Genomic DNA, 23,315 nt, shown 5'->3' on the forward strand with positions numbered 1-23,315 from the left:
GGAAAGCGCCAGATGCGGATCATCGTGTTGTTCAACCTGAAGCCGGGAGTCGATCCGGCGGCCTATGAAAACTGGGCGCGGACCACCGACATTCCGGGCGTCAACGCGCTCGGCTCGGTTATCGATTTCCGGGTTCATCGCGCCACCGGCGTTCTGGGGAGCGATGCCCCGTCGCCTTACGCCTATTTCGAGGTGATCGACATCGCCGACATGGAAGCTTTCGGCGCGGATGCGGCAAGCGAAGCGGTGCAGAAAGTCGCCGCCGAATTCCAGCAATTCGCGGACAACCCGCAATTCGTTCTGACCGAGACGCTGTGATGCGCCGTTTCGAGGGCAAGACGATCGTCGTTACCGGATCGGGGCGCGACAAGGGGCTCGGTCAGGCGATCCTGCAACGCTTCGCCGACGAGGGCGCGAATTGCGTGGTCTCCGATCTCGGCAAGCCCGCGGAGCATATGGGCGCCGGCGATATCGGCACCACCGACGGGATGGAGGCGGTGGCCGAAGAACTGCGCGGGCGCGGAGCGAAGGTCGCGGTGATCCCCTGCGACGTGCGATCGGAGGATAGTTGCGCGGCGCTGGCGGCGGGCGCGGTCGCGGCTTTCGGCGGGCTGGATATCTGGGTCAACAACGCGGGTATCGGCTATATCATGAAGCCGCTGCTCGAAACCTCGTCGAGCGAGTGGGAAGCGGTGATCGGCGTCAATCTCTCAGGCGCGTTCTACGGCAGCAAGGCGGCGGCCCGGGCGATGATCGCGCGCGGCATGGGCGGCCGCATCATCAACATCGCCAGTCAGGCCGCCAAGTCGGGCTTCCCGCACATGGCCCCTTACACCAGCTCGAAGCACGGTATGGTCGGCCTCACGCGATCCAATGCGATCGAGCTTGGGCAATATGGCATCACCGTCAACGCGGTGTGCCCGAACCACGTCACTACCGGCCTCGGCGCGCGACAGAACGAGTATTTCTCGAAGCTGCTCGGGTTCCCGGATGTCGAGGCTTACGTCGAGAATATGAAACGCAAAAACCCGATGGGGCGCCCCGGAATGGGCAGCGACACCGCCGCCGCCTGTGCATGGCTGGCGTCGGACGACGCGGTTTACGTAACCGGCGAGGCGCTCAACGTCTCGGGCGGGGAGGAGATGCATTGATGATCGAGGAACGGATCGACTGGCCGGATGGCGCCAAGCTGGCGCTGTCGATCGTCGTCAACGTCGAAGAAGGTTCGGAAATGACCGTGGCGCGCGGCGATCGCGGCATGGAGCCGGTCGACGAACTCGGCATCCATATCAAATCGCCGATCCGCAATTACGGCAATGAATCCAACTATCTTTACGGGATCAAGGCCGGTGCGCCGCGCATCGTGAAGCTTTTGCGGGATTATGGCATCAAGGCGAGCTGGACGGTCGCCGCGCTCAGCCTTGAGAACCATCCGGAAATCGCGCGCGCGATCGCCGATCTGGGGCACGAACCGGTCAGCCACGGCTGGCGCTGGGTTCACCAGTTCAAGATGACCGAGGATCAGGAACGCGAATTCATCCGCAAGGCGGTCAGCTCGATCGAAAAGACGGTCGGCGTGCGGCCCTATGGCTGGCTCAGCCGTTATTTTCACACCGACAATACGCGGCGCCTGCTGATCGAAGAGGGTTTCGCCTATCACATGGATGATTATTCCGGCGACGTGCCCTTCTGGGATAAGGTGACGGTCCCGCAAAAGCCGATTGCGATCGTGCCCTATCAGCTCGATTCCAATGACATGAAAATGTGGACCGATCCGGCGATGACGCCGACGCAGTGGCTGGAATATGCCAAGAATTGTTTCGATCAGCTCTATCGCGAGGGTGAGGCGGGCAATCCCAAGATGATGTCGCTGGGCCTCCACCTGCGCATCATCGGGCGGCCGGGGCGGATCTGGGCGCTGGAGGAATTCCTGCGGCACGTTTGCGCGAAGAAGGATGTGTGGATCACCACGCGCCACGCGATCGCGCAGCATCTCGCCAAGGTCGATCCCGCATGAGCCTGCGTCTGGAGCGCAACGGTGCGGTCGCGCATCTGCTGATCGATCGCGCGGAAAAGCGCAACGCTTTCACCCAGGCGATGTGGGAGGCGCTGCCTGAGCTGCTGGCCCAGGCGCTGGCGGACGATGCCGTCAAGGTCATTCTCTTGCGCTCCGCGGCCCCGGGCCCGTTCTGTGCGGGGGCGGATATCGCGGAGTTTGGCGCAGGGGCACGCGATCCCGAACGGCGCGCGCGGAATCAGGAGGCGATCCGCCGCGCGCAGCATGAACTGGCGCGCGCCGAAAAGCCGGTGATCGCGGCGATCGATGGCGATTGCGTCGGCGGGGGGTGTGGGCTGGCGATTGCGTGCGACATGCGCGTCGTGTCGCCGCGCGCGCGAATTGGGATTACCCCGGCCAAGCTCGGCCTTGTCTATTCGCTGCACGACACGAAGCTGCTGGTCGATCTGGTCGGACCGGCGCAGGCGAAGCGTATCCTGTTCACCGCGCAATTGCTTCCGGCGGATGAGGCGTTGCGGATCGGCCTGGTAGAGATGCTGGACGATGATCCCGTGGCGGCGGCGGGTGCGCTTGCCGGGACGATTGCATCGGCCTCGACGCACAGCGTCCGCAACACCAAGAAGATCGTGCGTCGTATCCTTGATGGGCAAGCCGACGACGATGCCGAGACGACGGCGTTGTTCGGCGCGGCATTCCTCGGCGATGATTTCAACGAGGGCGTCACGGCATTTCTCGAAAAGCGCACGGCGATATTCAAATGAGCGGATATCTGCGGCACGGACGCATTGTCGGCGGGGTGATATCCACGCCGGATCTCGATGGCGCGCTCGCCGATTATCATGGCCGGCTGGGATTGCGCGTGGTGGAGCAGGGGGTGCTCGCCTCCGATCTCGCGGCGAGCTGGGGCTGTTCCGGCAGTGCCGGCGCGCGCTTTGCGACATTGCAGCCGGAAAGCGGGGCGCATTGTTTCATCCGGCTCGTCGAGGCTGCGCTACCGGCCGATTTCAGGCCGACGCGGACTTATGGCTGGGCCGCCTATGAGCTTACCGTGCAGGATGTGTTCGGCTGGCCGGATCGGCTACAGGGAAGCGGGTTCGATATCGTCGGCCCACCCAAGGCTCTGGAAGGGTTGCCCTATTTCATCCCGATGCAGGTGACCGGACGTGGCCGCGAGATGATCTATCTCAATGAGGTGGCGGAGGATACGCCGACCTCCGATCTGCCCAAAGCGAACTCGCTGACCGATCATATCTTCATCGTGATCCTCGCCACGCCCGATCGCGAGGCGAGCCTGAAATGGTTCGAACAAGCGCTGAAGCTGGAAACATCGTCGAGCTACACTTTGGCCTATTCGATGATCAACAACGCCTTCGGCCTTGGCGCGGACTATCGCACCACGATCACCATGGTGCAGCACGGGCGTCTGCCGATCATCGAGGTTGATGATTATCCGGCGGAGGCGACAATTCGTCAGGGGGATCCGAACACGCTGCCACCGGGCAATGCGCTGGTGACGCTGGCGATCGACGATCTGGATGCCGTGAGCGCCACCTTCATCGCACCGCCCAAGCGCCGCGATGGCCCGCTTTATGGCGGCCGTCGCGCCGCGACCGTTCGTGGCGTGGCCGGGGAATTGATCGAGTTGCTGGAAATCTAGGCGGCTCGCCGTTCCCGAGCGGGGCGAGAACGGCGATATACCATCAGGGCAATAATATCGTGGACCCGGTGGTCTTGCGTCCTTCGAGATCGCGATGGGCCTGCGCGACGTCTTCCAGGCCGTAACGCTGGCCGATCGTGATCTTCACGCTGCCACTGCGCAGCATCTCCCATAGCCGCGTCACGCCGGCAGCGCGTTCGGCCGGGTCGGCGTAATAATGATAGAGCATCGGGCGACTGTTATAGAGCGAGCCCTTCATCGCCAGCACGCCCAGATTGATGCCGCCGACCGGCGCGTCCGCATTGCCGTAGTTCACGATCAGCCCGCGTATGCCACAGCTGTCGAGCGACGATTCCCACGTTGACATGCCCACGCCGTCGAAAACGACGCGCACGCCCTTGCCGTTGGTCAGCTCACGCACGCGCGCGGCGGTATCTTCGCGCTGGTAGAAGACGATATGATCGGCGCCGGCCGCGCGGGCCTGCTCGGCCTTTTCCTCGGTGCTGACGGTGCCGATCACGGTCGCGCCTGTCGCCTTCAGCCACTGTACCAGGATCAGCCCGACCCCGCCTGCGGCGGCATGCACCAGCACGGGCCAGCCCTGCTGAACCTTGGCGCAGCGTTCGACCAGAAACTCCACCGTGCACCCCTTCAGCAGGGCGGCGGCGGCGGTTTCGTCGTCGATGTCATCGGGCAGGGCGAACAACGATGTCGCCGCGATGTTGCGATGGGTGGCGTAGGCGCCGCGCTCGGGTCCGAAATAGCCGACGCGCTGCCCCGCAACGAAATCGGTTACACTTCCACCAACCGCCTCCACAACCCCCACCCCTTCCACGCCAAGTTCGGCAGGAAATTCAACCGGATAGATGCCGCGGCGGTGGTAGGTGTCGATGAAGTTCAGGCCGAGTGCCGTATGCCGGATGCGTACCTCGTGGGCGGCTGGCGTCGCAAGATCCACGTCATGAAAGACGATGACCTCAGGACCGCCATTGCTATCGATCCGAGCGAAACGTGCCATGTCGTCGTTCCTTTACCAGGCCTTGCCGCCAACCCAGTCGCCGGCTGCTGCGCTGAGTGCGCGGATCTCGATATCAGACCAGATATCAGCCTTGTAATATGGATCGTTCTCCAGCAGCGCACGCGCCTCTGCCGCGCTGTCTGCTTTGACGACCAGCAGCGAGCCCGTGAAATTCCCCTCTTCGTCGCGCATCGGTCCGGCGACCGCCAACCTGTCCAGCCCCGCCTCGATATGTGCAAGATGCTCCTTCAGCTTTTCCATACGGGTAGCGGTGGCGCCCGGCTTGTCATGAGTAATGATGGCGTAGAGCTTGGTCATTGCGGGTGTCCTTTGGCTGGATAGGAGTGGCGAATGTCGTGCAAATCAGGCGGAGATATCCGGGGCTTCGATCAGGACCACCTGACAAGTGGCGATTCCCTGCCGCAATGCGCGAAGCGCCGTATATTCGGACGAATTCCAGAACGAGAGCGCGGCTTCTCTGTCATCCCATTCGGAAATGACGATCGAACCGCCATTTCCGAACTCACCCTCAAGCACCTGGGCGCCTGGCGCGCGCATCCGATAGCGGCCGCCGAACCTTTCGACGAGCGCGGCCGCCGCCGGTGCATAGCCGGCCATGAAGGCATCGCGATCGGAAACGGTCGCGGTCACAATAAGATAGGCGGCCATCGCAGACTACTCCGGAGTTGATCGGAACAAGTATGGGCCGCGACCTTTCGGCGCGGCCCATATTTCGCATTTACGTAGTCATCTCGATCAGAACGCCTTGGAAACCGTCAGGCCGTATTCCGGCTTGAGCGCGGGCGTGATGCCGAAGCCGCGCGCATAGTCCCCGGTCGGCGTACGCGGCGCGGCAAAGTCGATATACCGCAATATGCCAGATGGCGTCTTGTCGTTCAGGATGTTCTTGCCGAACACCGTGATACGCAGCCCGTTGTTGTCGAATACACCGAGTTGCAGGTTCAGCTTGGTCGAATTGCCGCTTTCGGCCAGATTCATGACCTGATCGAAGTAGCTGCTGCGATAAATCACGTCGGCGCCGGCAAACAGTGACCAATTGTTGCGGATCGTGTTCTGGAAACGCAACCCGACCGAGCCGGAATGTTTTGAAACGAGCGGCGGCCGATTGCCCGCGACCGACGCGGCGGCGCGGCATCCCGGCAGGTCGAGATTAACCGACGATCCGGTCTTGCACGCCACGCCGAGCAGTTCGAGCGCGCGCTCCGGCTCCACGCCTTCGCGGATCTTTGCGTCGAGGAAAGTGTAGTTGAACTGGAGCTTCAGCGCATTGCCGACGACCGGAAGTTGGCCATCAAGCTCGATGCCGCGTATTCTGGTGCGCCCGATGTTGACGCTATAAGAATCGACAATGTTATTCGCGACATAGGTATTGGTGAGAACCTGATTTTTGTAATTTTGCGAGAATACCGCGAAATTTACATAGTCGAAACCGAAGCGCGATGTCTTGATGCCGATCTCATAGTTGATCAGCTGCTCTTCCTTGTAGGTCTGGCTGGGTGCGCTGACTTTGTTGAAACCGCCCGGCGAATTGCCTTCGGAATATTGAGCGTAGAACGAGAGGCCCGGCTGAGCCTTCCAGTTGACCGTGAAGCGCGGCAGTGTGGCCTTGAACGTCGCGTTGCGGCTGGCCGCTACACCGACGATCTGGCTCGGGGTGGGGAGGGTGACCGTCGCCAGATAAGTCGGGCTGAACACGTCGCCCACGCGATAGGTGGGGGTGACACTGCGGACCTGATCGATCTGGTGGCGTAGTTCCGCGCCGGCCGTCAGGTTCGGGAGGATATCGAAATCGACGCTGCCGAAATAGGCTGTGTTGAGCACCCGCGACGTGTCGTCGAGCAGTTCCGGGCCGACCTCGTTGAGTTCAAGATATTGCGTGAGCCCGCGCTGCGTGTCGACGCTATGGAAAATGCCCAAACGCCAGCGAATGCGATCCGTTGCCGGCGAGGTGATGCGCCCCTCATAGGTCTGCGTTACGCGACGCGTGCCGGTGGTCGTTTCGAAGCTGGACTTGCTGCAGTCCTGATTGGGGAGCGCGTAATAGGATTTACCGCACAGCGCTGCCGGCAGGAAGAAATAGGGCTGCGCCCCATACGTCTGGTCGGCCCCGACAACGTCGGTCTGTCGGCTAAAGCCGGCCTGAAACGATGCCTCATATCCGGAGCCGCCGATGTCATATGACATGTTGCCCAGGAAACGGTCGGCGTTGCGATATAGGCCCGGCCGCAGCAGCTTGTTGGTGCTGAGCGCGAAGCTTTCGATCGGGCGGACGACGCCGCAATAATAGGGACGGGTGGTGAGGTAGCAGTTGTTGGCGCTCGCAGGCTGCAGGCCGATGGCGAAGGCGCCATCGTCGTCGGTCTGATGCAGCCAGCGCACCCACCCGCTAAGGCCCGGTGCGGGATCGAGATACAGGGCCGCCGTATATTGCCGCGAGCTCTGATCCCCCAATCGTGTGCCGGGAACGGCGTGATTGACCCATTGGCCATCGGTGTCGAATATCTTGACGCCGGCTTCGAACCCGACGCCCGGAATGATCGGACCGGAAAGCGATATGCCGGCCTCACGGCGATTGTAGCTGCCGATAGTGGCGGTGGCCCGGCCCGCGAATTCCTGACCCGGACGCTTCAGGACGACGTTGATGGCGCCGCTAAGCGTGCCGCGACCGAACACTGCCGATTGCGGGCCCTTGATCACCTCCACCCGTTCGACATTGGCGAGATCAAGCGAGGAGAAATCGCCGAAGAAAGGGGCGCCGTCGATGAAGATGCCGACCTTGCCGTCACTGACGAGGATGTTTGACGCGCCGCGAATGACCGGGCGATCGCCGTCGCGACCGAAGGCTTCCTGCATCTGAAAACCGGGGGTGAAATCGGCCAGATCGCTGATGTTCTGGGCCAGTTTGTCTTGAATCGACGCGCTGTTGAAGGCGTTCACGGCGATCGGCACGTCCAGCAGGGTTTCCGCGCGCTTGCGAGCAGTGACGACGATCGCGTCGCCATCATTGGCGCCGGCTTTGGAGGGCGCTTCTTGCGCCGCGTCGGTTGTTCCATTGCTCTGAGCAAAGGCCGGCGCCGCGGCAAGCGCCACAGCTGCGCCTGTGATCATCAGAGCGATTTTACGTCCTGAAAGTCCTGAAGTGGTCATGTCAAAAATTCCCCTCCCATCGGTGGGCGATCCCCACCGCCCCGCAGCTAGCAACAATGTCGTCATATTCAGAAGTTGTCCAGACAAATTAAACGAAGTTGTCCGGACAATAATACAGGCTCTTTATCATGCGCGAAGCACGGCCATGACGGCCTGCGCAGTGCGTTCACCCGATTCGAGCGCGGCCTCCATGCCGGCGCTGCCATGAGCCAGATGTTCGCCGGCGAATTGCAAACGCTTGCCTATTGTTCGCGCGGCGCCGGCCAGTGTCGCAGCCTGCCCCCGGGGCAAGGTGATGATAGATGCCGCGCGCTATCGGATTCTTTTGCCAGCTATAGAAGCGCGCAAGCTTCAACTTGCTGCGCGCCGCCGGGCGGGCGGTCTCGATACGCGCGATGATCATCGCCGCAGCGGCATCAACACGTCTGCCTCGGTGCGGCCCCACCCGGAACGGGCGGGGGCGCCTGCGATCAGCGCCGCGCTACTCGATGCCAAGGTTGCGCGGCAGGTCATGAGCACCTCAATGCTCAGTGCGGGGTTTATCTGCCGCGCTCTTTCGACGTGGTTCGATCCACTTCTTGAAAGCCGACCAGGTGGTCTCGTTTGGCCGCGCATCGTCGGTCGGCGGGGCCTGCGTATAGGCAGGGTAATTGGCTGCGATCTCGTCCTTGAGTTGCTTGGGCAGCGCGTCGAACGAGTCGAGTTTGGTGCCGACGGCGTTGAACACCAGCTGCCCCTGGCGTCCGCGCATCTTCATCCATGGCATCCAGTCTGAGATACGAACCCATGAAATCGACGGATGGGCGCTGGGATTCTTCGTGTCGAGGATCTCATCAGCGCGCGCGATGAAGTCAAAAATCTCCATCGCGTGGTATTTGCCGCCGATATAATCCTGATAATCGCCGGCGAGGACGTTGTGGTAGAAAAGCGGTACCTCCAGCGGCATCGCCAGCCATTGGCCGATCCGCTTGTAGTTTGCGCGGAACGGCTCTCCGTCGGCGCCATAAGGAAAGGCGGCCGGAACGTTCACCGGATCATTGGCGATCTGCATCACCTCGACGGTTTCACCGGTCCATGGATTGATCCAGTTGCGGACGATCTCGCCGGTCTTCGGATCGGTGAAGATCATAATCTCGCGACTCACCTGACGATAGCCGGTGCCGCGCTTGGGGTCCGCAATGGAGGCACATTGGCGGATGTTCATGCCTTCGCCGTTGAACAATAGGCGATCGGGCTCGCCATCGACGCGCGAATAGATCTTGCCGGACCAGTAATAGACTGCGGGCGTCGCATCCTTCGTGCCGCATTGCGCGCGCTTCATGATCTCGATCGCGTCTTCTGGCTTATCGGGATCGAGAATACGTGCCGTCGCGGGGGCGGACGTCAATAACGCCGCGACGCCGCAGCCCAGCAGAAATGTCCTGATCATCAGTGTCTCCCCTTCGTTTTGCGGGAGGCTAGCGTGATCCGGGGCATTTGCAATATGTCCGGACAACTTTTGAAATGGGAGCACGGTCGGGGCTATTTTGCGCTGCTCTGGATATAGGCGATGATGGCCTTGCGCTTCGTGGCATCCGGTTCGCCAGTGAAGCCCATCCGGGTGCCGGGCACGCTCTTGCTGGGCGCGGTGATATAGGCGTCGAGCGTTTCAGGCGTCCAGGTAATCCCGCTGTTTTTCAACGCCGCGGAATAAGTGAAACCCGGCCGCGTACCGGCGACTTGTCCGATGATGCCGTGAATATTGGGGCCGGTCCGGCGCGGCCCATCCTTTTCAAAGGTGTGGCATGCCGCGCATTGCGTGACGGCGGCGGGGGCGGATGGTGCGGCAGATGTTGCTGCAGGTTCGCCGCCGCAACCCGTAAACAGCATCAACATTGGCAGCGCGAGTGCGGTGCGTCCGGGAAATTGCGTCATTGGTTTTCCTCAAATGAGATCAGGCAAAGCCGAGCACGCCGGGATTCATCACGCCACTGGGATCAAGCGCGCGCTTGATGACGGTAAGCAAATGCTCGGGAACCGGCGAAAGCGCCGGGCGGAATGGATAGGTGCGTCCGATCTGGTTCGATGCCGCGCCCAGCTCGCGAAACAGTTCGACAGTCTCGTGGCGCAGCTGATCGACCAGCGCCCGTGCGCGCGGATTTGGGACGGGCTCGTTCAGCGGGATGAGGTGCGACGGCTCCGGCGCGGCGCGGTGCAGCGGATGCCAGCTATCCTGCCAGTGGAACACCGGCTCAAAGCTGAAGCAGTGATTGCCGAGGGCGGAGGCGAGGCGTGTGTAGGTGACGCCACATTCGGCCATCGCGGCCGCGTGGGGGGTGATCATCGCGTCAAAGGCGGCGATCAGTCCGCGCGCGTCGGAATGGGCAACCTTTGCATTCAACGCGGCCCAACGACCACCGCCGGGGCCGAGCACACCGTTGAGATTGGCGAACAGCTCAGCCCGCGCGACGCGTGGTATGGTGGGGGCGATCGCGGTCCCGCCCAAGCGCGTCGCGATTTTCGCGGCGGCGTCGAGATCCGCGCTGACCGCCGCTGCTGAGCGGCCTGCGGCGGTCAGGTGAAGCGAAAAATGGCCGTGCGGGATGAAGGCAGTTCCCCCGCGTGCCAGCGCGATTAACTCCTTGGCGGCCTTGCGCGCGCCGCCCGCGCCACGCGCCACCGCGATCGCAGTCTTCGCCATTTTTGCGGGGGCCGCAGCGATGGTCCCGGCGGCGCTGGGGTCCAGGAGATAGACTTCCTCTGCCAGATCGCAGCGAGCGATTTCGCTCAATGCGTCGGCGGCCTGTGCAATGTCGGTGAAGGCGAAACTGGCGAAACCTTGTTCGGCCGGAGTCTGGATGAGGCGGAATGTTGCCTCGGTCTTGATGCCAAACATGCCGCCGTCATGGGTCAGCAGGCCGGTTAGGTCGGGGCCGAAGCTGCGCAGGATCGGTTTGCCGCACACCGTGAGAGAACGCTGACCAGTGCGAAGCAACGTGCCATCGGCGAGCACGGCGTCGATCCCCAAAACACTGTCCGCTGCGCAACCATATCGTGCCGAGCCGAAGAACAACGCGCCATGGCTGAGGCCGCCTCCAATAGTCGCGCCCGCCCCGGAAAACGTGCCGATGAACGGCAGGCGCAGCCCGCGCGGTTTCAGCGCGTCGTAGATCTGCTTCCAGGTCACGCCGGCCTGAACGGTGATCGTCAAATCGCGTTCGGCGATATCGAGGATGCGGTTCATGCCGCGCAGATCGATCGTAACCGATTTGGGGCTCGGAGGCGCGTAACCGCCAGTGTAGCTCAAGCCGCCGCCGCGCGGCAGCACCGCATAGCCCAATGCGCTCGCCGTAGCGACCGCCGCTGCCAGCTGTGCCGTTTCACATGGTACGACGACCGCCGCCGGTCGCTCGCCGACGACGTGGATATCGCTCGCCGCGAGCGCCAAGGCGTCGTCGTCGGTGCGGATCGCGTCCGCACCGAGCTTCGCCGTCAACGCGTCGATCAGCGGGCGGTGAGTCACGCCGGCTGCCAAATGCTGAGTATCGTGATCGCAACGATGAAAACCCAGAGCAGGACCAGAACCGATGTCGCGCGCACATAGGTGCGTTTGATGATCGCGTTGGTCTCGTCGCTAGGCCCATCGCGCGTCATCATCGCCCACGTCCGGAAGTGGGCGATGAGCGCGAGACGGATGCCGACCCCGCACATCATGACACCGGCGAATAGTGCCAGTTTCCAGCGCAACCAGTGCGGCATCGGCCAGTTACCACCGATCAGGCCGATCGCCGTGCAGAGCAATATCGCCATCAGGGCATATCGAGACCCGCGATCGATCGCTCCGAGCGTCTTGCCGATGGGCGTGTGGCGCAGGCGATGCACCAACTCCACGAAGACGAGCCACAGCGCGCCAAAAATGCCGAAGCCGATAGCAGTCGCACTGCCGCCGGGCACATAACCGTAAAGCGCTGCTAGGGCGGGGCCGAGAGTTGCCTGAAGCACCAGCGCGTAGCGGACATGCTGGTCGACATGCATCACATGTTCCATCAGCCGCGATCGTTCGGCGAAGGGCATGCGATCGCTATAGGAAACATAGCGATAGGTGCTGTTGATCACGAACTCGGAGCCGAGCCAATAACCCAGCACCGCGATATGGGCGGCGAGCAGCCACGCGACCATCACGCTGCTCCTCCCGTCCGCTCATAGGCGGTCAGTTCGTAAGCGGTCTGCATATAGCCGCCGACCGCCGCCTTCAGCAGCACATAGTTATCGTCGTCGGTACACCACAGGTCATAGGGCGGATGTTCAAGCAACAGCCCCGGAATGTCGGTGAAGCGGAAATGGAGCGCGGCGAAGGTGCCAGCCGCGACTGTCAGCGTCTCGCGACCGACAAATTCGATCGCGAGATCGATCGGAAACAGCATCGGCCCGGTAGCGCCGCGATGATCGGGGGAGGACAGGAGGATGTTGCGAAACACCTGTACTCCGGGGCCCTGCGTCAGATCGTAGAGACTGAGCAGGAAGCCGTCGTTGACCATCGCATGGTTGCCGAACGCGACTAGCGGTGACGCCAGCTCCATCCGTTGCGAAATTCGCCCTTCTACGGTCGTCATCGCCTCGCATTCGGCGAGGGCGGGGGAGAAGCGGAACCAGCCCGATCCCCGGAACTCACCACCGACCGCGATCCGCACGAAACTTTCCTGCGGTCGCCCATCACGATCGATCCGCAGATTGACGTCGCGCACTACCGCCGGAGCATCGTCGATCTCGCCGTGCGCAGCGATCGTGCGACAACCGTCGGCGTGGAAATCCATGCGGAAGTATTCGCGACCGCGCTCCTTGCCCATCCGGTCCGGCTTGGTGCTTGTGTAGCAGATCGTGCCGATTACGCTGCGGGTAACGCCGGTCATTTCCAGACGCCCTTGTCACGCAGGTAACGTCCTGCATCCTTCAGGTCGGTTGGCTGGTATTTGTCGAACAGATTGGGCGGGAAGCGCGGCGAATAGCCCTCGTACACATCCATATAAAGCTGAGGGTGGATGGCCGGCTGGCGATGACGCGCGCGGAACGCGCCGATCGGGATGCGGGCGGTGATCAGGGTTTCGTTCGGCGATTTGGCGATCGCCATCGCCTCGCCATCCGGACCGTAAATCGCGGAGCCGCCGGCGTTCGTATCTTCGAAGAACGGCGAACCCGGCGAGATCGCGTTGTTGCTGACCGCAGTGTAAACGCCATTATAGAGCGAGGTGGCCGCAATATCGGCTGGCACGAAGCCGCCTGTCGCGGTGCGCAGGATAACTTCCGCGCCCTTGATCGCCAATGCACGGAACAACTCGGGTTCGCGCTGTACAGAACTGGTTGCGATGTTGCCGATCGGGGTTTGGGTAACGGGCAGGATAGCGTCCCGCCCATACATTTCGACGAAGCGATCGAGCACGTCATAGATGGTGGTGGTGAACAGCTCGATCTCGCCACCGAACGCGCCCTTGATATTGCGCGCTTTCCAGCTCCGGGCGAGGATACGCCCATCGGGGCCGATGATCGTGGTGATCGATAGCGCGTGGCCGGCCCAATCCGCGTCGCGGGCGTAAGAGCCGAACACGATATAGCACCCGTATTGCCGTGCCTTTTTCGCGATCGCTTCGGTTTCTTCACCGGGAATTTCGATCGCGACCTTCAGCACGTGATTGCGGGTCCAGCCAGCGCCGAAGCCTGTGATCGGAAATTCGTGGAAGAAGAGCAGGTCCGGGCCTCCGCCGAACGCGAATGCGGCGTCGATCAGGTCGATCATGTGCTGCAGATTTTCGCGCCGGCTGGCTGTCACGCGGGTGAGATTCACCGGGATCGAGCGGGCTTGCGCGATGCCCAGCGTCCAGCTTTCCTTCGTGAGGGGCACCGTCGGATAGCGACCGTCGGGATTGATACTCACGCCGGATTTTGGCGTGGGTTGCGCGGCGGCGGTAGTGGCAAAAACGCCGAGAGCGGCGGAGAGGCCTACGCCCCCCGCCGCACCCAGCAACGCCCTACGGGATACCGAGGCGTCTTTCATAGCGCCGCCCGCGGGCGATAGCTGTAATAGCTCGGGTCGTCATGAGCCTGCCAGTCGCGCGAAATTCGGTTTTCGTTGATCACGGTGCGCTGGAACAGTCGGCCTTTGCGATACCAATGCCAGGTCCGGTTCTTCGCTTCGCCGTCTTCGGCGACGGTGATCATCTCGTAATAGCGGAAATCGGGTTCGTGAGTGCGCGTCCAGCCCACCATGATCGTGCGGTTCGTCTCGTCATAATTGAGCGCGCCGACAAAACCGTCGATCAGATCGTTCTTGATCCAGATGCGGTCACCCTGAAAAATGCCGTCGAAATAGCGGATTTCCTGCGTGCCATCGGCCCAGGTGTAGATATTGGTCTGGCTCAGCTTGGCGACGCCGTCGGGGCCATCGTTCAGCCGGCAAACCAACCGCGATTTATGGCGATCGATGATGTTGTGATCGGCGTCGAGATGGACATATTCGCCCTCCCACACCCCTGCCTGATCCGCGACGATCGGTTGCTGTTGGGTAATGATCTGCATGTGCCCTCGCTCTTTCCGTGCTGATCATTGCGCGGCAAGGGGAAGCTGATCCAACAACAAATTGTCTTTTTGGCCAACTTGTGGTTGTGGGTTGCCCGTTATGGAATCGCGCCAGGTCCGTCACTTTCTCGCCGCTTATGATACGGGAAGCTTTGCCGCCGCCGCCGAGAAACTGGGCTTGAGCCAGCAGGCGGTCAGCAAAAGCATCCTGCGGCTGGAGGCGCTTTTGGGGGTGCGCTTGTTCGAGCGCGATGGGCGGCGTGTCCGACCGACCGCATATGCCGAACTGTTCCTGCCGCACGCGCGCACCATAGCGGCGGAGACGGACCGGTTTCGCGCAGATCTTGGTGACATGATGGGCGGTCGCGAAGGGCGGTTGCGGATCGGCGTTGGCCCAAGTGCGGCCGCGGACGTGGTCGCCCGCGCGGTGATGTTACTGGCGGCGGATCGCCCCAAAGTGCGCCTGAACGTACTCGCCGGTATTTACGAGATGATGGTCAACGACTTGCTGCTTGGAAAGCTCGACGTGATCGTGGCGGTGCGTCAGGTAGAGCGAATAGATCCGCTGATCCGGGAGCAGACCCTTGGCGATATTCCCTATGCCATTCTTGCCGGCGCGCGCCATCCGTTAGCGGCGCGAGAGGGCCTTACTCTTGCAGATCTTCAGGGCGCACAATGGATCGGCGGGGCCAATATCGGGGCGGTAGAGAAAGCGATCGAAGCCAGCTTTAGAGCTGCGGGCGTGCCTCGCCCGCGTCCTGAAATTGAAACGACATCGGTGATCTTCGCTCAGGCGATGCTGGATGGCGGGACGCATCTGGCGATCCTGCCCGAAATGCTGATGGCGCGTGATATCAGGGCCGGGCGCGTCGTCACGCTCGACATTGATGCGGGATCATGGACGCGCCCGCTGATCGTCGCCACGCGTGTCCGCGCGCCAAATCCTCCGGTTGTCGAGGCCTTCATGAGCAAACTGGCCGAAGTGATGCGTCAAACAGATCCCCGCTAAGCGGGGAGGCGGCGGTGGGCACCGCGCGGGAAATGGGGCGTGATCTGTCTCCGCCCAGTGGGGACAGGATCGCATTGTGCATTCCTCACGCCGATCGGCCTGGTCGCCATCGCTTGGTTCTTGGTCGCGATCGTGGAAGGAATCGCTCTCCAATTCGGTTACACTCCCATACCGAAGCCAACAGGGCGTCATGCCCCGTTCTGTAACGATCGCGGACAGGGGACTATCAACGGATCATGAATCGCCCCGCCATCCTGATGACAGTGCCCATGCATCCCGCCGTGACCGCGGGCTTGGGCGAACACTTCTCCGTGCATCATTTGTGGGAGCAAGCCGATCCCGACGCATTTCTCTTAACATACGGTGGCGTGATCCGCGGCGTGGCCACCGGCGCGCTCTACGGGCGGCTCGGTGAGGCGCTTTTCTCGAGGCTGCCTGCGTTGGAGATCGTGGCGAGTTTCGGGGTCGGTTACGACAATATCGACGCACAGGCGGCGGCCACACGCGGAATAGTGGTCACGAACACGCCCGGTGTGCTTGCCGATGAGGTGGCAGACCTCACGATCGGATTGCTGCTGGCGACGATCCGGCAATTGCCTCAGGCTGAACGTTTCCTTCGTGCAGGACGATGGTTGGAACGCGCATTCCCGCTCTCGCCGACGCTGCGCGGCCGGCGTGTAGGCATTCTCGGGTTGGGCGGGATAGGTAAGGCGGTAGCCCGACGACTTGAGGGGTTCGATATCGCGATCGCCTATCACGGACGCAATCGACAAGAGGGCGTTGCTTATCCCTGGTATCCTACGCCGCTGGCGTTAGCCGAGGCGTGTGATGTACTCATTGCGACGCTGCCGGGGGGCGCGGCAACACGCCATATCATCGATGCCGCAGTGCTAAAGGCGCTCGGCGCAAATGGCATATTCGTGAATGTCGCACGCGGAAGCGTCGTCGATGAGCTTGCCCTGTGCGCTGCGCTTGCGGACGGCACCATCCTCGCAGCTGGTCTCGACGTTTATGCCAATGAACCGCACTTGTCGCCGGCGCTACTGGAACTCCCCAACGTCGTGCTGCTGCCGCACATCGGATCTGCCACGGAGCGTACCCGAGGTGCTATGGGGCGACTTGTCGCCGACAATCTTGTGTCCTGGTTTGAGCATGGGCGAGCATTAACGCCAGTTGCCGAGACGCGATTTTAGCTAAGTCCGCAACAAACGATATAATAAACGCTGCCGATAGTCTCGCCGGAGGCAGCCTGATCGAGCACATTGCCACCCCTTGCAGCCTTCGCTAAAAAACATCAGTCTCTTGGTCAAAATACGGGGAGGCGTCAGAAATGAACTGGTCGAGCTGGTCACCACGCGTTCTCAGTCTGCTCCGCCTGATTGCAGCGCTTCTCTTCATGCAGCATGGATTGATGAAGCTCTTTCATTTCCCCGGGCCACAGCCGGGAGTTCCAAGCCCACTGCCTTCGCTCCTTTTTGCGGCGGCGCTTCTCGAGGTCGCTGGCGGCGCGTTGCTCGCGTTGGGCCTGTTTACCCGCCCGATCGCTTTTGTGGTTTCGGGTGAAATGGCTTTCGCTTATTTTATCGGCCATTTCTCAAGCGGTTTCTGGCCGGGCCTGAACGGCGGTGATCTGGCGATCCTGTTCTGCTTCGTTTTCCTTTATCTATCCTGCGCCGGCGGCGGGGCGTGGAGCCTCGACGCGCTCCGACGACCGGAACCGACAAATAGATAGAGCTTGATCATCAGGGTATCCGTCGGTTCCACTCATTCCGATCAAGGCGATAGTTCGAAATCGCAATCTGCAGGCGCGCCCGAAGGAGCTTTGGCTGCGTAGCGGATTCAATACTCCGGCAGCCATCCTTAGAGGCAATAAATGCTCATCACGGAGGCGGGGCGTGACCACCCGGCGTGCCAACGTTGCGGCCTGCGTGCTGGCATTGGCGTCGACGGTGAGCCATGTGCGGAAAGCGTCGAATATCGAGGTGAAGCGCTGGGTGCCCCAAGCCTCGAACCCTGTGGAAGCTCATCCGTGAGCTCAGCGTCAGCAGGCCTTTGTCACGCAACGGCTTTGCCGTTCAGTTCCGGTGGCCGCTTGCCCACGCCCGCGAATGCCTCGAACGCTGTGTCTGCTGCGCATAGGGGTATCACCCGAGAAAGCCGATCGCCGCTGAGAAGGGCATTATGCCAATAAGCGGAGCGGTGTTTCGACCAGGCCGCGAAATACCTGCATAAATTCGGCCGCGACGGCCCCGTCGATTGCGCGATGATCGAAGCTGGCCGTCGCGGCCATGACAGTCGCTAGCCGAATCTCGCCGCCGACTGCCCATGGCTGCTCGATCCCCGCAGCGGCTCCAAGGATCAGCGCTTGCGGAGGATTGATCACGGGGACCATTTCGTCGATCCCGAACATGCCAAGGTTGGAAAGCGATACGGTTCCGCCTTCATAATCCTCGGGGACGAGTTTGCCCTCGCGGGCCTTTGCCGCAAGCGCTTTACTTTGGGTCGCGATCGCCGAAAGCGAGAGTGCACCGACATCGCGCAACACCGGAGTGACCAGTCCGCCGCCGATCGCGACCGCCATCGACACGTCGACACGGCCAAAGCGGTAGAGCACGTCGCCGCCGAACTGAACATTGGCGTCGGGCACCTCCTTGAGCGCGAGGGCGAGCGCTTTAATCAACATGTCGTTGACCGAGATTTTGATCCCGGCGTCCTTAAGCGCTTCGTTGAGCTGCTGCCGGCTCCGCAGCAGCGCGTCCAGATTGCAGCGTGCGGTCAGATAGAAGTGAGGAACGCTCGTCTTGCTCTCGGTGAGCCGGCGCGCGATCGTTTTGCGCATTGAATTCAGCTTCAAGGATTCGACCGGAACGCCCGCCGGAGGAGGTGCGATCACGGGGCCCGCTGCAGCCGTGGGAAGCGGCGATGTAGTTCCGAGGTCCGCGCGGACGATGCGCCCATGGGGGCCGGTCCCGGTAACCGAGGAAAGATCTATTCCCTTCGCGTTGGCGATGCGGATTGCGAGTGGGCTCGCTTTGAATCGGTCGGCGGCCAACGGGCGTTTCGGCGCGGGCGACGAGGCGAGCGGTTCGGAAATCGATGCGGGTGCCGGAGGTGGGGGCGAACTCCCGGCTGGGTGAGCCGCAAGGGTTGCGTCCGCCGTCACAAGTTCGAGGACAGTCTCGTTAGCCCCAGCCAAGAGTGCGATAACCGAGCCGACCGCGACATCGTCCGTGCCCTCGGGGACTACGAGCTTCGCGATGCGACCATCTTCGGCGGCCTCATATTCCATCGTCGCCTTGTCGGTCTCGATCTCAGCGATTCGATCGCCTGCCTTCACGGCATCGCCTTCGGCGACGAGCCATTTGGCGAGCGTGCCCTTTTCCATCGTCGGCGACAGCGCCGGCATCGTCAGTTCCATCGTCATGTCAGTTCGCCAGGAAGAGTTCGGCCGCCGCATCGACGATCGCTTCGGCGTCGATGCGGTAGAGCGAATAGAGATCGGGCGCGTCGCCCGTTTGACCGAAGCTTTCAGTACCGAGCGGACTGACAGGGTCACCGCGGACCCCGCCGATCCAAGACAGCGCGGCGGGCGAGCCGTCGAGCACCGTGACGAGCGCCGCGTCGGGGGCGAGTTCGCTAAGAAGGCGCTCGATATGGCTGGGCGCCGGCGATCGCCCCGTCCAACGCGCCGCGCGGCGCGATGACCAGCCGCGGTGCAACAGGTCGGGAGAGGTGATGTTGAGGAGGCCGATGCCCGGGATGTCCTCGGACAATATCTCCCAGGCCGCGAGAGCCTCCGGCGCCACGACGCCGGTAAAAATGATCGCCGCCTCGGCCTTGAGGCGTGGCCGCTTCAGCCAGTAGCCACCCAGGATCGCGTCTTCCTTCCAGCCATCGTTCGCCCGCTCGATCTGGGCGATCACGCGCGTCGATAGTCGCAGATAGACCGAGCTTCCCTCGGGCTTCTGCATATGCTCGAACGCGTGTCGCATGAGCAGCGCGACTTCGTCCGCATAGGCGGGTTCATAATAGTCGAGGTTCGGCTGGCCCATTCCGATGAGCGGCGTGTTGATCGACTGGTGCGCCCCACCTTCGCCCGCGAGCGTTATGCCCGAGGGGGTGCCAATCAGGAGGAAGCGCGAGTCCTGATAGCACCCATAGTTGAGGGCATCGAGCCCGCGCGAAATGAAGGGGTCGTAGACGGTGCCGACAGGAAGCAGTCGCGTCCCGAAGTGCGGCGCGGCAAGCCCGAGCGAGGCGAGCAGCAGGAAGAAATTATTCTCGGCGATCCCGAGTTCGATGTGTTGGCCCGCTGCATGCTGGATCCATTTCTGCGCCGAGGGGATCTTAGCCTTCTGAAAGACGTCGGCTAGCTCGGATCGACGGAAGAGGCCGCGCTGGTTGACGAAGGCGCCGAGATTGGTGGTCTGCGTCACGTCGGGCGCGGTGGTGACGATGCGGTCGGCTACGGGCTCGCCCGACTTGGCGAGATCGAGGAGGACGCGTCCGAAGGCTGCTTGGGTCGACTGCTCGGCGCCCTCGGGAACGGGTAGGGTCGCGGGAACTGGGACGGGATCGGCGGCGGTCTCGCGTAGCTTCTTCGCTATGGGGCTCTGGTCGACAAAGGCCTGGAGCCTCGATGCGACGTTGTTGCCGAGGCCGCCCCATTTTTCCCACTCGGTGCCTTCCGGAATCGACAGGCTGTCTCGTAACTGATGGATCTGGCTCGTATTCATCATGCCCGAGTGATTATCCTTGTGCCCCGCGAGCGGCAGGCCGTTTCCCTTCACCGTATAGGCGATGAACAAGGTCGGGCGGTCGTCGTCAGCAGCGTCGAAGGCATCGACGATCGTCTCGATGCAATGGCCACCGAGATTGGTCATCAGTTTCGCCAGCGCCTTGTCGTCGAGTTCGGAGAGCAGCTTCTTGACGTTGGGCTTGTCACCGATGTCGGCAAGCAGCCGGGTGCGCCAGGCCGATCCGCCCTGATAGGTGAGGGCGGCGAACTCTGCGTTGGGGCAATTGTCGATCCACTGCTGGAGCGTCTTGCCCCCCGGGCGCGCAAAGGCCGCTTGTTGCAACTTGCCATATTTGAGGGTCACGACGCGCCAGCCGCAGGTTTCGAAGATATCGTCGAAGCGGCGGAACATACGGTCGGCGGTCGTCGCATCGAGCGACTGACGATTATAGTCGACGATCCACCAGCAGTTGCGAAGATCGTGCTTGTAGCCTTCGATCAGGCATTCATAAATGTTGCCCTCATCAAGCTCGGCGTCGCCCATCAATGCGATCATCCGCCCGGCGTCTTCTTCCTTCACCTTTCCATGCGCGATCAGATAATCCTGCACGAGGCTGGTGAAGGCGGTAATCGCGACGCCAAGGCCGACCGAACCGGTCGAGAAATCGACAGGGATCGCGTCCTTGGTGCGCGAAGGATAGCTCTGAACGCCGCCGAGCCCGCGAAACTTCTCCATGCGATCACGCGACTGCTCGCCGATCAGATAATGGATCGCATGCAATACCGGCCCCGCGTGGGGTTTTACGGCCACCTTGTCCTGTGGGCGCAGCGCATGGAAATAGAGTGCCGCCATGATCGCCGTCATCGAGGCGCAGCTTGCCTGGTGGCCGCCTACCTTCAGGCCGTCGCGTTTCGGCCGAATATTGTTCGCATTGTGGATCATCCACGACGACAGCCAGAGAAGCCGCGTGTCGAGGGTGTTCAGGGCATTGATAGTCTCGTCGCGATCATATGCGAGCGCTGTGGCCATTTCGAATTCCTGCACTGATTGTCGGCTTTTGGAGCAGCAGCTTTGTGGAACGCATGGATGAATTAGCGTTTCCAGGTCTTCCGACCGCTCCTAGCCGAACATCGCGGGCACGGAACGGCGGTGTGCTATGCGCCATGCTCCATCAAAGCGCCGAAATTCGTCGTGAAATTCCGCGATGGCGATCGGAGCGGGGACGCTTGGAAGTCCTTCTCCGTCATGGCTCGTTTGATAGAGCGTGAAGGCGGTCACGGTTCGCACGAGGTCTGCGTTTATCTCCTCGAACCATGTCTGATGGCAAAGATGCCGGGTTTTAAATGATGCGGGCCGATCCGCCCAGAGTCCTGCGATCTCTCCGTGTCCACGGGCGGTGAGGTCGGGCCGCTCGAATATGCCGTCGGGCGCAAACAGCGCGACCGCTTCGGCAAAGCGTCGATTATCGACATGTGCGGCGAAGCCAGCGATGATGTTGCTGCACTCCGCTCGAACATCCATCGCGTCGAGATCGCTCATGCGGTCATCCTTCCGGTTGCGGTCTTCAGAATATCTGTCCAGCTTTCTGGCGGCTCCGAGGCGTGCCAACTGATATGCTGATCGGGGCGAAGCAGGATCAGACGCGATGGCCAGCGTTCAAACACAGGTTCGAGTTCCAACTGCACCACCTTCAGCGGAATGTTGCCGGCCGCGGCTTTGATGTCGCTGATGTCGGCGTTGCCGATCACGATGAGTGTGAAAGCCGGGCCAAGTTGGTCAAAGATAGCGCGGCCATCGGCTAGGAAGATATGCGGCAGTCGCCCACCGGAACGCAGCTGTCCATCGCAGCGCATCGGGTCGAAATTGGTGGGGAGGCCGTCGTCGACGTTGATCGGCGACCCTTCGTAGCGGAAGCCATGCTCGATGCCCCAACTCTCATTCTCGGCATTGCCGAGGTTGCGGATTGCCTCGCCCAGCGCCATTCTGCGGCCGGCGGCTTCGATATCGTCGATCGACGGGTCTGCCGCATTCTGTGCGAGTTGCTCACCAATAGCGACGCGGGTTCCGAGGTGACCGAACGCCATGTCCCGGTTGCGGATAGCCGTTGTGCGGCGCTCAGTATCATAGGTATCGAGCAGCGCATCGTCGCCCCATCCCTGGATAGTCGCGGCGAGTTTCCACCCAAGATCGATCGCGTCGCCAATGCCCGTGTTCATCCCATAGCCGCCGGTCGGGATGAATTGATGCGCTGCATCGCCGCAAAGAAAGGCGCGTCCAGAACGATATTGGGTCGCGACCACGACATGCGGTGTCCAGGGATTGGCAACGAGTATTTCGAATTCGAAGTCGCGACCTACAAAGTCCCGAAGCAATGCTGCCGGATCGGAATCGGCATCGCACCCGACGACGTGGAGCGTGAAGATATCTTTGTTGTTCTGGGCAATGATCGTGCCCTTGAGCGTCTGAAGGTGATAGGCAAGTCCAAAGCGGCCTAACGTGTCGATATCGTCGCTTCGGAAATGAACCATGAAGGCTTGGGCGATTGCGTGCTGGCCCTCGAGATCGATGCCGAGATCGCGTCTCACTTTGCTTCCCCCGCCGTCGCAGCCGGCAAGATAGCGTGCCCTGATCTTTATTTCTTCTCCGTCTTCGCCGCGCACGATCGTGCTGGTAATAGAGTCGGCATCCTGCTCCAGGCCGGTATATTTCCATCCAAATCGGACATCGATCAACGGATTGGAATCGATCTCGTTCTTAAGAACAGGCTCGAGCACGATCTGTGAAACGCGCATTGAAGGCTCTCGCGTCCCACTGCCGTCGTTGGCGAGACGCGCGATCTCCGCCGACGCTGCTGGCGAGGGATAGGAAAAGCGGTGCAGGACATGGCCCAGCGGGCCGGTCGCCCATACGATATCAAGCGGTTCGCTCGCGGGAACGCCCGCCGCCCGCAATTTGTCGCTTATCCCCAGGCGCCTGAACAACTCCATGCTGCGGCCATTGGTGAGATCCATCTTGGGATGTGTTGTAGTGGCGGGGTTTCGCTCGACGAGAATCGAGCGCACGCCATGTCGTGCAAGTTCGAGGGCCAATGTCATGCCGACCGGCCCGCCGCCCGCGATCAGGACGTCGGTATCGAGGTTTCGCACGTAAAACTCTCC

24 protein-coding genes are annotated in these 23,315 nt (G+C 61.8%); 9 read left to right on the forward strand and 15 right to left on the reverse strand.

All coding sequences use genetic code 11. The annotated features are described in order from the left end of the window. The first annotated feature begins 12 nt into the window (after positions 1-12). From P0Y64_12435 to P0Y64_12455, 5 genes are read left to right on the forward strand one after another with little or no spacing between them, the layout of a single operon-like run. A complete protein-coding gene (locus tag P0Y64_12435) occupies positions 13-318 on the forward strand; it encodes an REDY-like protein HapK (protein WEK42199.1) in 306 nt (101 codons plus the stop codon). Beyond that, entirely contained in the window at positions 318-1,151 is an 834-nt protein-coding gene (locus P0Y64_12440) for an SDR family NAD(P)-dependent oxidoreductase (GenBank protein WEK42200.1), read from the forward strand. Before P0Y64_12435 ends, P0Y64_12440 begins: the two co-directional genes overlap by 1 nt. Beyond that, on the forward strand, positions 1,151-2,017 hold the full coding sequence (locus P0Y64_12445) for a polysaccharide deacetylase family protein (GenBank protein ID WEK42201.1): 867 nt from the start codon (positions 1,151-1,153) through the stop codon (positions 2,015-2,017). The genes P0Y64_12440 and P0Y64_12445 overlap by 1 nt, the downstream gene beginning before the upstream one ends. Next, positions 2,014-2,778, forward strand: a complete 765-nt coding sequence (locus tag P0Y64_12450; GenBank protein WEK42202.1) for an enoyl-CoA hydratase-related protein — start codon at positions 2,014-2,016, stop codon at positions 2,776-2,778. The genes P0Y64_12445 and P0Y64_12450 overlap by 4 nt, the downstream gene beginning before the upstream one ends. Further along, positions 2,775-3,674: a hypothetical protein gene (locus P0Y64_12455; protein WEK42203.1), complete on the forward strand. Its 900-nt coding sequence runs from the start codon at positions 2,775-2,777 to the stop codon at positions 3,672-3,674. Before P0Y64_12450 ends, P0Y64_12455 begins: the two co-directional genes overlap by 4 nt. A gap of 43 nt (positions 3,675-3,717) precedes the next feature. Here the strand turns inward: P0Y64_12455 and P0Y64_12460 are convergent, their stop codons facing one another. From P0Y64_12460 to P0Y64_12510, 11 genes are all read right to left on the reverse strand, one after another. Beyond that, on the reverse strand, positions 3,718-4,692 hold the full coding sequence (locus P0Y64_12460; protein ID WEK42204.1) for a quinone oxidoreductase: 975 nt from the start codon (positions 4,690-4,692) through the stop codon (positions 3,718-3,720). Between the two features lie 12 nt (positions 4,693-4,704). Then, positions 4,705-5,010, reverse strand: a complete 306-nt coding sequence (locus tag P0Y64_12465; protein ID WEK42205.1) for a YciI family protein — start codon at positions 5,008-5,010, stop codon at positions 4,705-4,707. A 45-nt stretch (positions 5,011-5,055) separates the two neighbouring features. Continuing rightward, on the reverse strand, positions 5,056-5,361 hold the full coding sequence (locus P0Y64_12470; GenBank protein WEK42206.1) for a DUF1330 domain-containing protein: 306 nt from the start codon (positions 5,359-5,361) through the stop codon (positions 5,056-5,058). An 87-nt stretch (positions 5,362-5,448) separates the two neighbouring features. Further along, complete coding sequence (locus tag P0Y64_12475; protein WEK42207.1) at positions 5,449-7,803, reverse strand: TonB-dependent receptor; 2,355 nt, start codon at positions 7,801-7,803, stop codon at positions 5,449-5,451. A 577-nt stretch (positions 7,804-8,380) separates the two neighbouring features. Next, positions 8,381-9,289 (reverse strand): DUF1838 family protein, encoded by a 909-nt coding sequence (locus P0Y64_12480; GenBank protein WEK42208.1) that lies wholly within the window; start codon positions 9,287-9,289, stop codon positions 8,381-8,383. 92 nt (positions 9,290-9,381) lie between these two features. Beyond that, positions 9,382-9,774, reverse strand: coding sequence for a c-type cytochrome (locus tag P0Y64_12485; protein ID WEK42209.1), 393 nt, complete (start codon positions 9,772-9,774; stop codon positions 9,382-9,384). 19 nt (positions 9,775-9,793) lie between these two features. Next, positions 9,794-11,362, reverse strand: a complete 1,569-nt coding sequence (locus P0Y64_12490) for an FAD-binding oxidoreductase (GenBank protein ID WEK42210.1) — start codon at positions 11,360-11,362, stop codon at positions 9,794-9,796. Beyond that, entirely contained in the window at positions 11,359-12,018 is a 660-nt protein-coding gene (locus tag P0Y64_12495) for a hypothetical protein (protein WEK42211.1), read from the reverse strand. The genes P0Y64_12490 and P0Y64_12495 overlap by 4 nt, the downstream gene beginning before the upstream one ends. Further along, complete coding sequence (locus P0Y64_12500; protein ID WEK42212.1) at positions 12,018-12,749, reverse strand: hypothetical protein; 732 nt, start codon at positions 12,747-12,749, stop codon at positions 12,018-12,020. The genes P0Y64_12495 and P0Y64_12500 overlap by 1 nt, the downstream gene beginning before the upstream one ends. After that, positions 12,746-13,768: a hypothetical protein gene (locus tag P0Y64_12505; protein WEK42213.1), complete on the reverse strand. Its 1,023-nt coding sequence runs from the start codon at positions 13,766-13,768 to the stop codon at positions 12,746-12,748. The genes P0Y64_12500 and P0Y64_12505 overlap by 4 nt, the downstream gene beginning before the upstream one ends. Positions 13,769-13,884: 116 nt before the next feature. Continuing rightward, positions 13,885-14,409, reverse strand: a complete 525-nt coding sequence (locus tag P0Y64_12510; GenBank protein ID WEK42214.1) for a DUF3598 domain-containing protein — start codon at positions 14,407-14,409, stop codon at positions 13,885-13,887. A gap of 100 nt (positions 14,410-14,509) precedes the next feature. Here P0Y64_12510 and P0Y64_12515 point away from each other — a divergent pair, with 100 nt between their 5' ends. The 4 genes from P0Y64_12515 to P0Y64_12530 all read left to right on the forward strand — a co-directional run bounded on the left by P0Y64_12515 (position 14,510) and on the right by P0Y64_12530 (position 17,451). Beyond that, positions 14,510-15,418, forward strand: coding sequence for a LysR family transcriptional regulator (locus P0Y64_12515; GenBank protein WEK42215.1), 909 nt, complete (start codon positions 14,510-14,512; stop codon positions 15,416-15,418). Positions 15,419-15,654: 236 nt separating this feature from the next. Continuing rightward, on the forward strand, positions 15,655-16,611 hold the full coding sequence (locus P0Y64_12520; GenBank protein ID WEK42216.1) for a 2-hydroxyacid dehydrogenase: 957 nt from the start codon (positions 15,655-15,657) through the stop codon (positions 16,609-16,611). Between the two features lie 137 nt (positions 16,612-16,748). Beyond that, positions 16,749-17,150 carry a DoxX family protein gene (locus P0Y64_12525; protein WEK42217.1) on the forward strand — a complete coding sequence of 134 codons (402 nt, stop codon included), beginning with the start codon at positions 16,749-16,751 and terminating at the stop codon, positions 17,148-17,150. Between the two features lie 163 nt (positions 17,151-17,313). Continuing rightward, entirely contained in the window at positions 17,314-17,451 is a 138-nt protein-coding gene (locus tag P0Y64_12530) for a hypothetical protein (protein ID WEK42218.1), read from the forward strand. Between the two features lie 146 nt (positions 17,452-17,597). On the opposite strand, the gene P0Y64_12535 is transcribed toward P0Y64_12530, so the two are convergent. From P0Y64_12535 to P0Y64_12550, 4 genes are all read right to left on the reverse strand, one after another. Further along, positions 17,598-18,842: a dihydrolipoamide acetyltransferase family protein gene (locus tag P0Y64_12535; GenBank protein WEK42219.1), complete on the reverse strand. Its 1,245-nt coding sequence runs from the start codon at positions 18,840-18,842 to the stop codon at positions 17,598-17,600. Position 18,843: 1 nt separating this feature from the next. Then, positions 18,844-21,186: a transketolase gene (locus P0Y64_12540; protein WEK42220.1), complete on the reverse strand. Its 2,343-nt coding sequence runs from the start codon at positions 21,184-21,186 to the stop codon at positions 18,844-18,846. A 90-nt stretch (positions 21,187-21,276) separates the two neighbouring features. Further along, a complete protein-coding gene (locus tag P0Y64_12545; GenBank protein WEK42221.1) occupies positions 21,277-21,696 on the reverse strand; it encodes a nuclear transport factor 2 family protein in 420 nt (139 codons plus the stop codon). Then, positions 21,693-23,303 (reverse strand): FAD-dependent monooxygenase, encoded by a 1,611-nt coding sequence (locus tag P0Y64_12550; protein ID WEK42222.1) that lies wholly within the window; start codon positions 23,301-23,303, stop codon positions 21,693-21,695. The genes P0Y64_12545 and P0Y64_12550 overlap by 4 nt, the downstream gene beginning before the upstream one ends. Positions 23,304-23,315 lie beyond the last annotated feature (12 nt).

This window comes from Candidatus Sphingomonas colombiensis (assembly GCA_029202845.1).
Classification (GTDB): domain Bacteria; phylum Pseudomonadota; class Alphaproteobacteria; order Sphingomonadales; family Sphingomonadaceae; genus Sphingomonas; species Sphingomonas colombiensis.

What these genes read in the sequence shown, in the direction of transcription:
- P0Y64_12435 (WEK42199.1), top strand. Translation starts at nt 13, where the DNA reads ATGCGGATCATCGTGTTGTTCAACCTGAAGCCGGGAGTCGATCCGGCG.
- P0Y64_12440 (WEK42200.1), top strand. Translation starts at nt 318, where the DNA reads ATGCGCCGTTTCGAGGGCAAGACGATCGTCGTTACCGGATCGGGGCGC.
- P0Y64_12445 (WEK42201.1), top strand. Translation starts at nt 1,151, where the DNA reads ATGATCGAGGAACGGATCGACTGGCCGGATGGCGCCAAGCTGGCGCTG.
- P0Y64_12450 (WEK42202.1), top strand. Translation starts at nt 2,014, where the DNA reads ATGAGCCTGCGTCTGGAGCGCAACGGTGCGGTCGCGCATCTGCTGATC.
- P0Y64_12455 (WEK42203.1), top strand. Translation starts at nt 2,775, where the DNA reads ATGAGCGGATATCTGCGGCACGGACGCATTGTCGGCGGGGTGATATCC.
- P0Y64_12460 (WEK42204.1), bottom strand. Translation starts at nt 4,692, where the DNA reads ATGGCACGTTTCGCTCGGATCGATAGCAATGGCGGTCCTGAGGTCATC.
- P0Y64_12465 (WEK42205.1), bottom strand. Translation starts at nt 5,010, where the DNA reads ATGACCAAGCTCTACGCCATCATTACTCATGACAAGCCGGGCGCCACC.
- P0Y64_12470 (WEK42206.1), bottom strand. Translation starts at nt 5,361, where the DNA reads ATGGCCGCCTATCTTATTGTGACCGCGACCGTTTCCGATCGCGATGCC.
- P0Y64_12480 (WEK42208.1), bottom strand. Translation starts at nt 9,289, where the DNA reads ATGATCAGGACATTTCTGCTGGGCTGCGGCGTCGCGGCGTTATTGACG.
- P0Y64_12485 (WEK42209.1), bottom strand. Translation starts at nt 9,774, where the DNA reads ATGACGCAATTTCCCGGACGCACCGCACTCGCGCTGCCAATGTTGATG.
- P0Y64_12495 (WEK42211.1), bottom strand. Translation starts at nt 12,018, where the DNA reads ATGGTCGCGTGGCTGCTCGCCGCCCATATCGCGGTGCTGGGTTATTGG.
- P0Y64_12500 (WEK42212.1), bottom strand. Translation starts at nt 12,749, where the DNA reads ATGACCGGCGTTACCCGCAGCGTAATCGGCACGATCTGCTACACAAGC.
- P0Y64_12510 (WEK42214.1), bottom strand. Translation starts at nt 14,409, where the DNA reads ATGCAGATCATTACCCAACAGCAACCGATCGTCGCGGATCAGGCAGGG.
- P0Y64_12515 (WEK42215.1), top strand. Translation starts at nt 14,510, where the DNA reads ATGGAATCGCGCCAGGTCCGTCACTTTCTCGCCGCTTATGATACGGGA.
- P0Y64_12520 (WEK42216.1), top strand. Translation starts at nt 15,655, where the DNA reads ATGAATCGCCCCGCCATCCTGATGACAGTGCCCATGCATCCCGCCGTG.
- P0Y64_12525 (WEK42217.1), top strand. Translation starts at nt 16,749, where the DNA reads ATGAACTGGTCGAGCTGGTCACCACGCGTTCTCAGTCTGCTCCGCCTG.
- P0Y64_12535 (WEK42219.1), bottom strand. Translation starts at nt 18,842, where the DNA reads ATGACGATGGAACTGACGATGCCGGCGCTGTCGCCGACGATGGAAAAG.
- P0Y64_12540 (WEK42220.1), bottom strand. Translation starts at nt 21,186, where the DNA reads ATGGCCACAGCGCTCGCATATGATCGCGACGAGACTATCAATGCCCTG.
- P0Y64_12545 (WEK42221.1), bottom strand. Translation starts at nt 21,696, where the DNA reads ATGAGCGATCTCGACGCGATGGATGTTCGAGCGGAGTGCAGCAACATC.